Genomic DNA, 13,725 nt, shown 5'->3' with positions numbered 1-13,725 from the left:
TAGTGCCGGCCAGCGGCCGGCACTACCATTCATTCGCCGAAGGCGTGCGGACCAACGGTCCGCACCCACCGAAGCGTCGGGTGGATTCAGCGCGCCAATCCGTCCAGCAACGGCATGCGCTGCGCGACGGCATCGCCGACCTGCAGATCGGCGTCACTGGCCTCCAACGGCAACACCGCCAGCGCCAGGTCACCGGCTACGCTGGCGATCGTGCCCAGCGTAGCGCCGTCCTGCTGCACGCCATCACCGGCCTGCGCCGGCGCCGCGGTATGCAGCAGCTGCACCGCGCGCTTGGCCTTGCCGAGGAAGTGGGTGCGGGCGACGATCTCCTGGCCCGGGTAGCAGCCCTTCTTCACGCTGTAGCCGTTCAGGCGATCCAGCCCCAGTTGCTGCGGAGTCCACACCTCGCGCTGGCTTTCCTCAAGCCGGGCCAGGCCGTAGCGCAGGTCGGCCTGGCGCCAGGCCAGGGCGAAGGCCACCTCATCGGCCTCGCTGCCGGCGGCGAAGGCGTCGGTAGCGCCGATGCGCAGGGTGCGCGGCAGGGCATCGCTGCCCAGGTCCAGTTCCCAGCCGTCACCTTCGGCGTGCGCAATGGCGGCGCCACTGGCGGCCTCGGGCGCGGTGAAGGCGCCGGCCACCGCAAGGTCGCTGCGCACCAGCACCTTCACCTTGCGGCGGAACACGAAGCGCTGCAGTTGCGACGCAATCGCATCGGCATCGCCGTCGGCCAGCACCAGCATCACATGGTCTTCGGCCAGCCGAAGCAGCTGGAACACCGCCAGGGTGCGGCCCTTGGCACTCAGCCAGGCACTCCACTGCCAGTGCAGCAGGGGCAGGGCAGTGACATCGCTGCTGAACTGGGCGTGGGCGAAAACGGCCGCATCGACACCCTGCAGGCTCAGCAGCTGGTGTCCGGGAAGGCGCGGATATCCGACGAAAGCAGGGGGCAGGTTGTCAGGCACGTGAACGAGGTCTAAAATTTGTGCGTTGCGAGACCGAACATGATAGGCCAAACAACCCCCACTCCCGACGACGAATCTGAAGCCCCGCTGGTCCCCGCGGCACCCGTGCCCGTGGAACAGGAAAAAGCAGAGGAATTCGGCGGCCGCGGCGGACTTGATCCGGTGCGGTACGGCGATTGGGAGAAAAACGGACGCTGCATCGATTTCTGATCAGCATTGAGCCAACGCGGCCGTGTGCCGCCCAGCCGAGACAACGAGCCCAGCGAATGGCGACCAGACAACGCCCACTTTCCCCGCACCTTCAGGTGTATCGCTGGCAGATTCAGATGGCCACCTCGATCCTGCATCGAGCCACTGGCGTCTTTCTGTCTGTTGGTGCCCTCATCATCGCCGCCGGCCTGCTGGCCCTGATGATGGGGCCCGAGTCCTGGAACTGCTTCACCGGCCATGCCGGGGCCTGGTATGGCCGCGTGTTCCTGTTCGCGTGGACATGGTCGTTCGCCTATCACCTGTGCAATGGCATCCGCCATGTGGTGCAGGACTTCGCCATCGGCTTCAGCATTCCCGCATTCATCCGCAGCAGCTGGCTGTCGGTCACCGGCAGCCTGGTGATCACCCTGCTGGTGTGGGCCTATGTGATGTTCGGAGGTGCCGCGTGAGCAGGTTCCGTACCCCGTTGAAGAGCGTGCGCGGCCTTGGTTCGGCCAAGACCGGCACCGAACACTTCGTGCACCAGCGCCTGACCGCCGCCGCCCTGGTGGTGCTGGGCATCTGGTTCCTGGTCTTCGTGCTGAGCCTGCTGGGTTCGGACTACGCGACCGCCGCCGCCGCCGTGGCCAAGCCGTGGAATGCCGTGCCGCTGATTGGCCTGCTGATCGCCATGTTCTGGCACGCGCAGCTCGGCATGCAGGTCGTGCTGGAAGATTACATCCACGAATCGCTGCTGGCCCTGGTGCTGCAGACCGCGGTGAAGTTCGTCGCCGTGCTCGGCATGATCGTCAGTGTGTTTGCGGTGGGCCGCATCGCCCTCGGCGTTGCCTGAGCCCAGGCACCAACACAGGAATCCAGATTAGATGTCCGCTTACAAGATCACCGAACACAAGTACGACATGGTCGTGGTCGGCGCCGGCGGCGCCGGCCTGCGCGCCACGTTCGGCCTGGCCGCCAAGGGCCTGCAGACCGTGTGCCTGACCAAGGTCTTCCCGACCCGTTCGCACACCGTTGCCGCCCAGGGCGGTATTTCGGCCGCACTCGCCAACATGGGCGAGGACGACTGGCGCTACCACTTCTTCGACACCATCAAGGGTTCGGACTGGCTGGGCGACCAGGACGCCATCGAATACATGTGCCGTGAGGCCATCCCGGCCATCATCGAGCTCGAACACTACGGTGTGCCGTTCTCGCGCACCGCCGAAGGCAAGATCTACCAGCGTCCGTTCGGTGGCATGACCACCAAGTACGGCGAAGGCCCGGCGGCGCAGCGTACCTGCGCGGCGGCCGACCGTACCGGCCACGCGATGCTGCACACCCTGTACCAGCAGTCGCTGAAGCACGACGCGCGCTTCATGATCGAGTACTTCGCGCTCGACCTGATCTTCGATGAAGAAGGCGCCTGCCGCGGTGTGCTGGCCCTGGACATGTCCGACGGCACCCTGCACCTGTTCCGCGCCCAGGGCGTGGTGCTGGCCACCGGCGGTTACGGCCGTGCCTACTTCAGCGCCACCTCGGCGCACACCTGCACCGGCGACGGTGGCGGCCTGGCCATGCGTGCCGGCATCGCCATGCAGGACATGGAGTTCGTGCAGTTCCATCCGACCGGCATCTACGGCGCCGGCTGCCTGATCACCGAGGGTGTCCGCGGTGAAGGCGGCATCCTGCGCAACAGCAGCGGCGAGCGCTTCATGGAGCGTTACGCACCGCACTACAAGGACCTGGCCTCGCGCGACGTGGTCAGCCGTTCGATGACCATCGAGATCCGCGAAGGCCGCGGCGTCGGTGAGCACAAGGACCACATCCTGCTCGACCTGACCCACCTCGGCCCGGGCGTGATCGACGAGAAGCTGCCGGGTATTGCCGAGAGCGCCCGCATCTTCGCCGGCGTCGACGTGCACAAGCAGCCGATCCCGGTCATCCCGACCGTGCACTACAACATGGGCGGCATCCCGACCAACTACCACGGCGAAGTCGTGCGCAAGGTCGGCGACAACCCCGATGCGGTGGTGCCGGGCCTGTACGCCATCGGCGAAGCGGCCTGCGTGTCCGTGCATGGCGCCAACCGCCTGGGCTCGAACTCGCTGCTGGACCTGGTGGTGTTCGGTCGTGCGGTGGCCAACCGCTGCGCCGAGACCATCAAGCCGGGCGCATCGCACAAGCCGCTGCCGGCCGATGCCTGCGACAAGGCGCTGGGCCTGCTGGACAAGCTGCGCCACGCCAACGGCGATACCCCGACCTCGGTCATCCGCGATCGCATGCAGCGCACCATGCAGGCCGACGCGGCCGTCTTCCGCACCAGCCAGACGCTGAAGGAAGGCTGCGAGAAGATGGACAAGATCTTCGACTCGTTCCAGGACGTGAAGGTCTCCGACCGTTCGCTGGTGTGGAACTCGGACCTGATCGAGACCTACGAGCTGAACAACCTGCTGCTCAACGCGGTGGCGACGATCAACTCGGCCGAACAGCGCAAGGAAAGCCGCGGCGCGCATGCGCACGAGGACTTCCCGGACCGCGACGACGTCAACTGGCAGAAGCACACCCTGGTCAGCGTCGACGAGAAGGGCAAGTGCAGCTTCGACTACCGTCCGGTGCACATGTACACGTTGACCGACGACGTGTCCGTAGTGCCGCCGAAGCCGCGCGTGTACTGATCCGACCCCGCCTACCATGCAATCCGCGCCCACGGGCGCGGGCCGCCTGAGCCAACGAGAGCAGCCATGGCCGAGTTTTCACTCCCCAAGAATTCCAAGATCACGAAGGGCAAGCACTTCCCCGTCAAGAACGGCGGCAAGAACGTGCGCACCTTCAAGATCTACCGCTGGAGTCCGGACGACGACAGCAACCCGCGCACCGATACCTATGAAGTGGATCTGGACGCCTGTGGCCCGATGGTCCTGGACGCCCTGATCAAGATCAAGAACGAGATCGACCCGACCCTGACCTTCCGCCGCTCCTGCCGCGAAGGTATCTGTGGCTCGTGCGCGATGAACATCGACGGCACCAACACCCTGGCCTGCACCCGAGCCATCTCGGACTGCGGCAAGAAGGAAGTGCCGATCTATCCGCTGCCGCACATGAACGTGGTCAAGGACCTGGTTCCGGACCTGACCCACTTCTACGCGCAGTACGCCTCGATCAAGCCGTGGATCCGCACCCAGACCCCGGCACCGCCGGACCGTGAGCGCCTGCAGTCGCCGGAAGACCGCAAGAAGCTGGATGGCCTGTACGAGTGCATCCTGTGCGCCTGCTGCTCGACCAGTTGCCCGAGCTACTGGTGGAACGGCGAGCGCTACCTGGGCCCGGCGATCCTGCTGCAGGCCTACCGCTGGATCATCGACTCGCGCGATGAGGACACCGGTGCGCGCCTGGACGATCTGGAAGATCCGTTCAAGCTGTACCGCTGCCACACCATCATGAACTGCGCCCGGACCTGCCCGAAGGGCCTGAACCCGGCGCTGGCGATCGCCGAGATCAAGAAGCTGATGATGGAACGCCGCGCCTGATACGGCGCCGGGTAGTTGCATGACCCCAGCAGAGCCACGCCATGCGTGGCTTTGCTGTATCTGGAGAAGCACGATGGAAGAAGATGTTCTGCTGAAGAAGCTGCGCTGGCGTTGCCGCCGCGGCATGCGCGAACTGGACCAGTTGTTCGGCCGTTACCTGGACCACGAATGGAGCACTGCGCCGACCGAAGAGCGCGAGGTTTTCCTGTTCCTGCTCGATTGCGAGGACGATAAGTTGTGGCGCTGGTTCATGGGCTATGAGGCCTGCCCGCATGCGCACGCGATCCCTCTCATGCAGAAGATCCTCGCCCTCAAGCCTTGAGTGGCGTCCCTCGCGGCTGCAGGCCGCCGCCCAGCTGGCGGTGCTGCTGGCCGCGCCCTGGCTGCTGCGCGCCTCGGAGCTGCCACCGCGCCTGCTGATCCCTGCTGTGTTGCTGGCCTGGGGCCTTGGCCTGGCCGAGCTGGCCTGGCGGCTGCGCAGGCCGCGCCTGCAGGTGCGGCTGCCGCCGCTTCCCGAGCCGCTGCAGGTGGCCGGGCAGGACATCGAGGTGCCACGGCTGGTGGTGCGTGGTGCCTGGCTGTTGTTGTCCTGGCGTGAGGGCCGACGCCGCCGGCACCTGTTGTTCTGGCCGGATGTGCTCGATTCCGGGCAGCGACGTGAACTGCGACTGGCCGTGGCCGCACGTGCCGTTTCCCGTCGGCCGCGTACGATGGCACCATAAGCTGAATTGACTGGCGTGCCTGCATGTTCAAACCCATCCCCGTGGCGATCGGCCTGCGCTATCTGCGCGCCAAGCGCCGCAACGGCTTCATCTCCTTCATCTCGATGGCATCGATCCTGGGCATCGCGCTCGGCGTCACGGTGCTGATCACTACCCTGGCCGTGATGAGCGGTTTCCAGAAGGAAATCCGCAGCCGCCTGCTGCAGATGACCGCGCACACCACCATCAGCCGCGACGGCGAGCCGATGCCGGACTGGATGCGTGTGGTCGACATCGCCAGCAAGGATCCGCGCGTGGCGGGTGCCGCGCCGTACATCGAGATCCAGTCGATGATCAGCGGCCCGCGCGTACAGGGCGCGATCATCCAGGGCATCGATCCGGCGCTGGAGCCGAAGGTATCGGTGATCGACAAGAAGGTCACCAAGGGCAGCTATGACAGCCTCAAGCCGGGCAGCTTCAACCTGCTGCTGGGCAAGGAGCTGGCGATCTGGCTGGGCGTGGACGTCGGCGACCAGGTACTGGTGACCTTCGCCGAAGTGCAGGGCACGCCTGCCGGCGCAGTGCCGCGGATGAAGCGTTTCACCGTCAGCGGCATCTTCGAAGCCGGCTATAACGAGGTCGATCGTGGCGTCGGCTTCGCTAACATGCAGGACCTGGAGCGCGTGCTGCGCAGTGACGGTGCCACCGGCGTGCGGCTGAAGCTGCACGACATGGACCGCTCGCTGGAGGTGGGCGTGGACCTGGCGCAGAGCCTCGGTGGCGCCTACCGCGTGAGTGACTGGACCCAGCAGAATGCCAACCTCTACCACTCGCTGCGCATGGAGAAGGTGGTGATGGGCATCCTGCTGTCGCTGATCATCGCGATGGGTGCGTTCAACCTGGTGTCCTCGCAGGTGATGCTGGTCACCGACAAGCAGGCCGATATCGCGATCCTGCGCACCCTCGGCCTTACCCCGGGCGGGGTGATGCAGGTGTTCATGGTGCAGGGTTCGCTGATCGGCATCTTCGGCACCCTGGCCGGGCTGATCGGCGGCATCACCCTGACCCTCAACCTCGAACGCATCCTCGGTGCCATCGAGGCGGTGTTCAACGTCAAGCTGATGCCTGAGGACGTGTACTACATCACCGGCCTGCCGACCGACATGCAGACCGGCGACGTGGTGGCGATCACCGTGGTCGCGCTGCTGATGAGCTTCCTGGCCACCCTGTATCCCGCCTGGCGGGCAGCACGCACCCAGCCGGCGGAGGCCCTGCGCTATGAATAAGGTCTTCAACCGCGGCGATGAAGTGATCCGCGCCGAAGCACTGGGCAAGACCTACGCCGAAGGGCGCATGCAGACCCCGGTGTTCGATGGCCTGGACCTGACCGTGACCGCTGGCGAGACGGTGGCGATCATCGGTGCGTCCGGCGCCGGCAAGAGCACGCTGCTGCACCTGCTGGGTGGGTTGGATGTTCCAACCGCCGGCGAAGTCTATGTGACCGGCCAGCGCATGTCGGCGCTGTCGGATACCGCGCGCGGCCTGCTGCGCAACCAGGCGCTGGGCTTTGTCTATCAGTTCCATCACCTGCTGCCGGAATTCACCGCGCTGGAAAACGTGATGATGCCGGTACTGCTGGCCGGTACCGCCGTGGCCGAGGCGTCCAGCCGGGCAACGGCCCTGCTGGAGGCGGTGGGGCTCGGCCATCGCCTGGACCACAAGCCGGGCGAGCTGTCCGGTGGCGAACGCCAGCGTGCCGCCGTGGCGCGTGCACTGGTCAACCACCCGGCCTGCGTGCTTGGCGACGAGCCGACCGGCAACCTGGATGACCGCACCGCAGGCACCGTGTTCGAGCTGATGCTGGAACTCAACCGCGCCCGCCACACCAGCCTGGTGCTGGTCACCCACGACCGCAGCCTGGCGCGTCGCCTTGATCGGGTGCTGGAACTGCGCGAAGGGCGGCTGCACGCATTGGCCCACGCTGACGTCTGAGCCGCTGGTCCCGCTTGGGTGGAAGCCGACCTTGGTCGGCTGCTCCTGCGGGGCAAGCGCCAACCAAGGTTGGCGACTACCGGATTCCGGAGTCCTGGGCCTGCCTTGGTGGAGGTCGACCTTGGTCGACCGCCGACCGCCGCCTGAATGGGGCTCCCGGTCGTCGCACGGGCGCCACTCTGGCAGGCGCATGATGGCGACAGTACCCCGAGGAGATCGCCATGAAGACCCCGATCCTGATGGCCGGCCTCTGCCTGGCCCTGGCCGCCTGTGCGACCACCGGCCGGCTCAGCAGTGCCGAGAAGCTGGACCTGTACCGTGCGCATGCCGGTGCACCGCAGAACGACATGCAGTTCTTCGGCAGCCTCAATGGCTGGACCGAACTGGGAGACAGCGCGCTGGCGGTATGGACCCGCCCCAGCGAAGCCTATCTGCTGGAGTTGAACGGCCCCTGCCAGGACCTGACGTTTGCCACCGCCATCGGCCTGACCAGCCAGATGAATCGCGTTTCGACGCGCTTCGACAAGGTGCTGGTGCGCGACCCTACGGGCGGCCCACGCATGCCGTGCTTCATCAAGAGCATCCGCAAGCTGGACGTCAAGGCATTGCGCGCGTCCGAGCAGGAGCTGCGCCAGGCCCAGGTGCAGGAGCGCGAGGCGGAAACCGCCCCGGCCAAATGATCAAAAAAGGGGACGGAGGGGATTAAGTCGTTTGTGGCACAAACGACTTAATCCCCTCCGTCCCCTTTTGCCGTCAGGCTTCGGGGGTGAAGCCGGCCGGCTTTTCTGCGTCCCTCTCGAACAGGAACTTGACCAGTTCGCCTTCCAGGAACGCGCGGTGCTCCGGCGTGCGGGGCGAAAGGCGGTTTTCGTTGATCAGCATGGTCTGGTGCGCCAGCCAAGCCGCCCAGGCTTGCTTGCCGATGTTGTTGAAGATGCGCTGGCCCAGTTCGCCGGGGTAGGGCACGAAGTCCAGGCCCTCGGCATCGCGTTGTTCGTACTGGCAGAAGACGGTTCGGGACATGGCACTCACTCGTGGTTGCGGGGTTTCTTGGAATTTCGTTTTGGCGCTTTGATGGTGGCGCCATCGAGCAGCTTGCGGATCGGCGCGGGCAGGCCCAGCGCGGGCAGTTCGTCGGCGGCGACCCAGCGCAGCGTAGGTTCCTCCACGCGCAGCCCGTGTACCTGCCGCGACAGTATCTGCAGATGCAGCTTGTAGTGGCTGAAGGTGTGCTGCAGCACCGGCAGTTCCTCGGCATCTTCCAGTGAGCCGTCGACGTGCGCATCGAACCAGTCCTGCAGCATGCTGCCGGCTTCGGCCTGCGGCAGCGTCCACAGCTGCGCCCAGATGCCGGTGTCCGGCCGTTTCTGCAGCAGCACGCGCTGTTGGGCGTCGCGCAACAGCAGCGCCACTGCTTCGCGTTCGGGCAGCGTCTTGCCGGGCTTGGGCGTGGGCAGTTCGGCAGTGCGGCTTTCGCGGCGCGCCATGCAGTCGTCGTGCAGCGGGCAGATCACGCAGGCCGGTTTCGCGCGGCTGCAGACGGTCGCGCCCAGGTCCATCTGCGCCTGGGTGTAGTCGGCCATGCGTCCGGCTGGGACCTGCGCCACATGTGCCTCGGCGATCGCCCACAGCTGCTTCTCGATGGCCGGCAGGCCGGGGAAGCCGTCGATGCCGTGGTAGCGGCTGAGTACGCGCTTGACGTTGCCGTCGAGGATTGCGAACGGGTCGTTCCAGGCCTGGCTGAGGATCGCGCCAGCGGTGCTGCGGCCGATGCCGGGCAGCGCGTGCAGTGCATCGAAATCGCGCGGCAGGTCGCCGCCGTGCAGTTCCACGCAGCGCTTGGCCGCGGCGTGCAGGTTGCGTGCGCGGGCGTAGTAGCCGAGCCCGGCCCACTGCGCCATCAGCGCGTCGTTGCTGGCCGCGGCAAGGTCGGGCAGGGTCGGGAAGTGCTGCAGGAACCGCTGGAAATACGGGATGACCGTGGCCACCTGGGTCTGCTGCAGCATGATCTCCGACAGCCAGACCCGGTACGGGCTGCGCGGGTGCTGCCAGGGCAGGTCGTGGCGGCCGTGGCCGTCGAACCAGTGCAACAGGCGGGCAACGAAGCCGTCTTGCTGGGCAGTGTCGGCGCTGGCGTGCGGCTGGCGTGGCATCGGTGTTCCGGAGGAGGGCAGCCACCTTGGAGTGGCTCTACCGGTTCCAGTAGAGCCACCCCACGGGTGGCTGCGCGGTGTATCAGCCGCCCAGCGCTTCAGGCAGCAGGGCGTCGACGAAGGCTTCCGGATCGAACACGCGCAGGTCTTCCGGGCGCTCGCCGATGCCGGCGAAGCGGATCGGGATGCCGAACTCGCGGGCCAGCGCGAACACCACGCCGCCCTTGGCGGTGCCGTCCAGCTTGGTCACCACCAGGCCGGTCACGTTCACCGCGGCATTGAACTGGCGCAGCTGCGACAGCGCGTTCTGGCCGGTGGTGCCATCGATCACCATCAGCACTTCGTGCGGGGCGGTGGGGTCGATTTTGCCGAGCACGCGGCGGATCTTGCCCAGTTCGTTCATCAGCCCGGACTGGGTGTGCAGGCGGCCGGCGGTGTCGGCGATCAGCACCGAGGTGCCGCGGGCCTTGCCGGCCTGCAGCGCATCGAATGCCACCGATGCGGCATCGGCGTTCTGCCCCTGGGCGACCACGGCCACGCCGTTGCGCTCGCCCCAGGCCTGCAGCTGGGCCACGGCGGCGGCGCGGAAGGTATCGCCGGCGGCCAGCATCAGGCTGTGGCCGTCGTCCTTGAAGCGTTTGGCCAGCTTGCCGATGGTGGTGGTCTTGCCGACGCCGTTGACACCGACGGTGAGCACCACGAAGGGCTTGGCGTTGCGATCGATCACCAGCGGCTTGGCCACCGGCTGCAGGATCGCGATCAGTTCGCTGCGCAGCGCGGCCAGCAGCGCATTGGCGTCGGCGAATTCGCGCGACTTCATGCGCTTGCGCAGGCCCTCTACCAGGTCGGTGGTGGCACCCACGCCGACGTCGGCGGTGATCAGCGCGGTTTCCAGCTCGTCCAGCAGGTCGTCGTCGAGCTTGGGGTTGCGCGAGAACAGGCCGCCGAAGCTGCGTGCGATGACGCTGTTGCGCAGGCGTTCGCGCCAGCCCGGCTTGCCGGCCGGAGCCGGGGCGGCGTCGACCAGCACCGGCAGATCAGCGGCGGGCGCAGCCGGTGCTTCGGCCGGGGTGACCGGCGCCAGCGGCGCGAGCACGGCAGCAGCGGCCAGGGCTTCGGCTTCGAAGTCCTCTGCGGCGATGACGCGTTCCGCAGCCGGCGGTGCCGGTGCGGCGGCCGGCGCTTCGGGCACTGCGACGGGCGCAGGTGCAGGCGTCGGCGCGGCTAGCGGAGCGGCCGGGGCTTCTTCGACCGGGGCAGCGGACGGGAATGCCGCCGCCAGCTCTTCAGCCGAGTAGTGCTGGGTCTTGGGCGCCTCCGTTGCGGGGGCGTCCTGGGGCTTCTTGCGACGGAAAAAACTGAGCATTGGCAAAAGGCGCTGAAATCAGAGGGATATGCTACCACTCGGGCCTGTCGGGCCGATGTGGACTCAAGGACGCGGCCTGCCGGCCGTTAACCGGTCCGGAGGGTTGCGCAGGGTGGCCCGGAGACCGCCATGAACAACGTGATGGGAATGGCCCTCGGCGGAATGCGCGCGGCCCAGCAGGGTGTGCAGGTGGCCGCGCACAACGTGGCCAACCTGGCGACTCCCGATGCCCAGCGCCTGCAGCGGCAGCGTGGTGCCGCAGAGCAGGGTGGGGTGCAGGCTGTGGTGACGACCACCGGCACCGCATCCGGCGCGCCGCTGGGTGACCTGCTGGCGGCCCGGGCCGATGTGGTGGCGTTCGCCGCCAACGCCACGGTGATCCGCCGCCAGGACCAGATGCTGGGCTCGCTGCTGGACCGGGACGCCTGAGGCGATCGGCTTTGGTGGGTGTCAACCTTGGTTGACACGCTCGACCCGCGTTGGTGGGTGCCAACCTTGGTTGGCACGCTCGACCCGCGTTGGTGGGTGCCAACCTTGGTTGGCACGCCTTTGGAACGCCAACCAAGGTTGGCATCCACCAGAGCAGGAGCGCCAACCAAGGTTGGCATCTACCAGAGCAGGAATGCCAACCAAGGTTCGCATCCACCAGCGCCCGGTAGCGCCGGGCCATGCCCGGCGACCGTCCTGTCGGTCAGGCCGACAGCTCCAGCAGCAGCTTGTTCAGGCGCGCCACATAGGCGCCCGGGTCCTTCAGGCTGTCACCGGCGGCCAGTGCGGCCTGGTCGAACAGCACTCGGCCCAGGTCGTCGAAGCGCGTGCCATCGGCTTCGGCATCCAGCTTGGCGATCAGCGGGTGGCCCGGGTTGATCTCCAGCACCGGCTTGCTGTCCGGCACCTTCTGCCCGCTGGCTTCCAGGATCTGGCGCATCTGCAGGCCCAGGTCCTGTTCGCCGATGGCCAGCACCGCCGGCGAATCGGTCAGGCGATGCGACACGCGCACTTCGGCCACATCGTCGCCCAGCACCGTCTTCAGGCGCTCCACCAGGCCCTGCTTGTCCTTGGCCGCCGCTTCCTGCTCCTGCTTGTCCGCTTCGGTTTCCAGCGCGCCCAGGTCGAGGTCGCCACGGGCGATGTCGACGAAGCCCTTGCCGTCGAAATCGGTCAGGTAGCCCATCAGCCACTCGTCGATGCGGTCGGTCAGCAGCAGCACTTCCACGCCCTTCTTGCGGAACACTTCCAGGTGCGGGCTGTTGCGTACCTGGCTGTAGCTCTCGCCGGTCAGGTAGTAGATCTTGTCCTGGCCTTCGGTCATGCGGCCGAGGTAGTCGGCCAGCGACACGCTCTGCGCGTCGCCGTCGCCACGGGTGGAGGCGAAGCGCAGCAGGCCGGCCACCTTCTCGCGGTTGTTGTAGTCCTCGGCCGGGCCTTCCTTCAGCACCTGGCCGAATTCCTTCCAGAACGTGGCGTACTGCTCGGGCTTGTCGGCGGCCAGCTTTTCCAGCATGTCCAGCGAGCGCTTGGTGAGCGCGGCCTTCATCGAATCGATGACCGGGCCGGACTGCAGGATCTCGCGCGAGACGTTCAGCGACAGGTCGTTGGAATCGACCACGCCCTTGATGAAGCGCAGGTACAGCGGCAGGAACTGCTCGGCCTGGTCCATCACGAACACGCGCTGCACGTACAGCTTCAGGCCCTTGGGCGCATCGCGGTGGTACAGGTCGAACGGCGCGCGGCCGGGCACGTACAGCAGCGAGGTGTACTCCAGCTTGCCCTCAACCTTGTTGTGGCTCCACGCCAGCGGGTCGCTGTGGTCGTGCGCCACGTGCTTGTAGAACTCGGTGTACTCGGCGTCGCTGATCTCGGTGCGCGGGCGGGTCCACAGCGCGCTGGCGCGGTTGACGGTTTCCCATTCGATGGCCGCGCCCTCTTCGCCACCTTCCTTCGGCATCTGGATCGGCAGGCCGATGTGGTCCGAATACTTCTTGAGGATGCCGCGCAGGCGCCAGCCGTCGGCGAAATCGTGCTCGCCGTCCTTCAGGTGCAGCACGATGCGGGTGCCGCGCTCGGCCTTGTCGACGGTGGCGACGTCGAAGTCACCTTCGCCGCGCGAGCTCCAGCGCACGCCTTCGCCGGCAGCCAGGCCGGCGCGGCGCGAGGTGACTTCCACTTCATCGGCAACGATGAAGGCGCTGTAGAAGCCGACGCCGAACTGGCCGATCAGCTGCGAATCCTTCTTCTGGTCGCCGGACAGCTGGCGCAGGAAGTCACCGGTGCCGGACTTGGCGATGGTGCCGAGGTGGGCGATCGCTTCGGCGCGGCTCATGCCGATGCCGTTGTCTTCGATGGTGATGGTGTGGGCGACGGGGTCGAAGCTGACGCGCACGCGCAGTTCGCTGTCGCCTTCCAGCAGGGCCGGCTGGGTCAGGGCCTCGAAGCGCAGCTTGTCGGCGGCGTCGGCGGCGTTGGAGACCAGCTCGCGGAGGAAGATTTCCTTGTTGGAATACAGCGAGTGGATCATCAGCTGCAGCAGCTGCTTGACTTCGGTCTGGAAGCCAAGGGTTTCGGTCTGGGGGGTCTCGGTCATCGATAAGGCTCCGTGTGCAATGCCGCGCCAGCGCGTGCGGCCTCGCCAAGGGGTATGGTTGATTGTCCCGAAATCAAGGGGTTGGTCTGGCAGGGTTGCACCCTGCACCCGCAGAGGCCGAAGCAACAGCGATAGCAAAAGCAACAGCGGGCATTCCGTGGGATGGCGGGGCGGTGTGGGTGGACAGGACACGCCGTAAACCCGTCCATGGGGGCTCGATGGCGCCATCCATGGCGCCAACGGTCCTGCCC

16 protein-coding genes are annotated in these 13,725 nt (G+C 66.8%); 11 read left to right on the top strand and 5 right to left on the bottom strand.

All coding sequences use genetic code 11. From position 1 onward, the window contains the following. Nucleotides 1–86: 86 nt before the first annotated feature. On the bottom strand, nucleotides 87–962 hold the full coding sequence (locus QRO93_RS19415; protein WP_180879874.1) for a folate-binding protein YgfZ: 876 nt from the start codon (nucleotides 960–962) through the stop codon (nucleotides 87–89). A gap of 39 nt (nucleotides 963–1,001) precedes the next feature. Between QRO93_RS19415 and QRO93_RS19410 the strand changes: the two genes are divergently transcribed. The 10 genes from QRO93_RS19410 (at nucleotide 1,002) to QRO93_RS19365 (ending at nucleotide 8,051) form a co-directional block, all read left to right on the top strand. After that, nucleotides 1,002–1,172, top strand: coding sequence for a DUF1674 domain-containing protein (locus tag QRO93_RS19410; RefSeq protein WP_005409075.1), 171 nt, complete (start codon nucleotides 1,002–1,004; stop codon nucleotides 1,170–1,172). Nucleotides 1,173–1,228: 56 nt separating this feature from the next. Beyond that, the gene (gene sdhC, locus QRO93_RS19405; RefSeq protein WP_005409076.1) at nucleotides 1,229–1,621 is read left to right on the top strand and encodes a succinate dehydrogenase, cytochrome b556 subunit; all 393 of its coding nucleotides are present in this window, start codon (nucleotides 1,229–1,231) and stop codon (nucleotides 1,619–1,621) included. After that, complete coding sequence (gene sdhD / locus QRO93_RS19400) at nucleotides 1,618–2,004, top strand: succinate dehydrogenase, hydrophobic membrane anchor protein (RefSeq protein ID WP_006432981.1); 387 nt, start codon at nucleotides 1,618–1,620, stop codon at nucleotides 2,002–2,004. Before sdhC ends, sdhD begins: the two co-directional genes overlap by 4 nt. Before the next feature lie 31 nt (nucleotides 2,005–2,035). After that, nucleotides 2,036–3,826, top strand: coding sequence for a succinate dehydrogenase flavoprotein subunit (gene sdhA / locus QRO93_RS19395; RefSeq protein WP_053449391.1), 1,791 nt, complete (start codon nucleotides 2,036–2,038; stop codon nucleotides 3,824–3,826). 66 nt (nucleotides 3,827–3,892) lie between these two features. Beyond that, on the top strand, nucleotides 3,893–4,678 hold the full coding sequence (locus tag QRO93_RS19390; protein ID WP_005409079.1) for a succinate dehydrogenase iron-sulfur subunit: 786 nt from the start codon (nucleotides 3,893–3,895) through the stop codon (nucleotides 4,676–4,678). Between the two features lie 73 nt (nucleotides 4,679–4,751). After that, entirely contained in the window at nucleotides 4,752–5,000 is a 249-nt protein-coding gene (locus QRO93_RS19385) for a succinate dehydrogenase assembly factor 2 (protein WP_005409080.1), read from the top strand. Then, nucleotides 4,951–5,400: a hypothetical protein gene (locus QRO93_RS19380; protein ID WP_164087923.1), complete on the top strand. Its 450-nt coding sequence runs from the start codon at nucleotides 4,951–4,953 to the stop codon at nucleotides 5,398–5,400. The genes QRO93_RS19385 and QRO93_RS19380 overlap by 50 nt, the downstream gene beginning before the upstream one ends. Nucleotides 5,401–5,423: 23 nt before the next feature. Then, the gene (locus QRO93_RS19375; RefSeq protein ID WP_006433034.1) at nucleotides 5,424–6,665 is read left to right on the top strand and encodes a lipoprotein-releasing ABC transporter permease subunit; all 1,242 of its coding nucleotides are present in this window, start codon (nucleotides 5,424–5,426) and stop codon (nucleotides 6,663–6,665) included. After that, nucleotides 6,658–7,371: a lipoprotein-releasing ABC transporter ATP-binding protein LolD gene (lolD, locus tag QRO93_RS19370; protein WP_053449393.1), complete on the top strand. Its 714-nt coding sequence runs from the start codon at nucleotides 6,658–6,660 to the stop codon at nucleotides 7,369–7,371. Before QRO93_RS19375 ends, lolD begins: the two co-directional genes overlap by 8 nt. Nucleotides 7,372–7,592: 221 nt before the next feature. After that, on the top strand, nucleotides 7,593–8,051 hold the full coding sequence (locus QRO93_RS19365) for a DUF6491 family protein (RefSeq protein ID WP_049457522.1): 459 nt from the start codon (nucleotides 7,593–7,595) through the stop codon (nucleotides 8,049–8,051). Between the two features lie 73 nt (nucleotides 8,052–8,124). On the opposite strand, the gene QRO93_RS19360 is transcribed toward QRO93_RS19365, so the two are convergent. From QRO93_RS19360 to ftsY, 3 genes are all read right to left on the bottom strand, one after another. Beyond that, the gene (locus QRO93_RS19360; protein WP_008268317.1) at nucleotides 8,125–8,394 is read right to left on the bottom strand and encodes an oxidative damage protection protein; all 270 of its coding nucleotides are present in this window, start codon (nucleotides 8,392–8,394) and stop codon (nucleotides 8,125–8,127) included. A gap of 5 nt (nucleotides 8,395–8,399) precedes the next feature. Continuing rightward, a complete protein-coding gene (gene mutY, locus QRO93_RS19355) occupies nucleotides 8,400–9,524 on the bottom strand; it encodes an A/G-specific adenine glycosylase (protein WP_180879872.1) in 1,125 nt (374 codons plus the stop codon). Nucleotides 9,525–9,606: 82 nt separating this feature from the next. Next, a complete protein-coding gene (gene ftsY, locus QRO93_RS19350; protein ID WP_053449395.1) occupies nucleotides 9,607–10,890 on the bottom strand; it encodes a signal recognition particle-docking protein FtsY in 1,284 nt (427 codons plus the stop codon). A gap of 129 nt (nucleotides 10,891–11,019) precedes the next feature. Here ftsY and QRO93_RS19345 point away from each other — a divergent pair, with 129 nt between their 5' ends. Next, the gene (locus QRO93_RS19345; RefSeq protein ID WP_180879870.1) at nucleotides 11,020–11,319 is read left to right on the top strand and encodes a hypothetical protein; all 300 of its coding nucleotides are present in this window, start codon (nucleotides 11,020–11,022) and stop codon (nucleotides 11,317–11,319) included. 262 nt (nucleotides 11,320–11,581) lie between these two features. On the opposite strand, the gene htpG is transcribed toward QRO93_RS19345, so the two are convergent. Then, complete coding sequence (gene htpG, locus QRO93_RS19340) at nucleotides 11,582–13,474, bottom strand: molecular chaperone HtpG (protein ID WP_180879868.1); 1,893 nt, start codon at nucleotides 13,472–13,474, stop codon at nucleotides 11,582–11,584. Between the last annotated feature and the right edge of the window lie 251 nt (nucleotides 13,475–13,725).

The sequence above is a fragment of the Stenotrophomonas maltophilia group sp. Smal17 genome, assembly GCF_030237045.1.
In the GTDB taxonomy this organism is placed as follows: Bacteria; Pseudomonadota; Gammaproteobacteria; order Xanthomonadales; family Xanthomonadaceae; genus Stenotrophomonas; species Stenotrophomonas forensis.
This window is presented reverse-complemented; position numbering and strand designations above follow the sequence as displayed.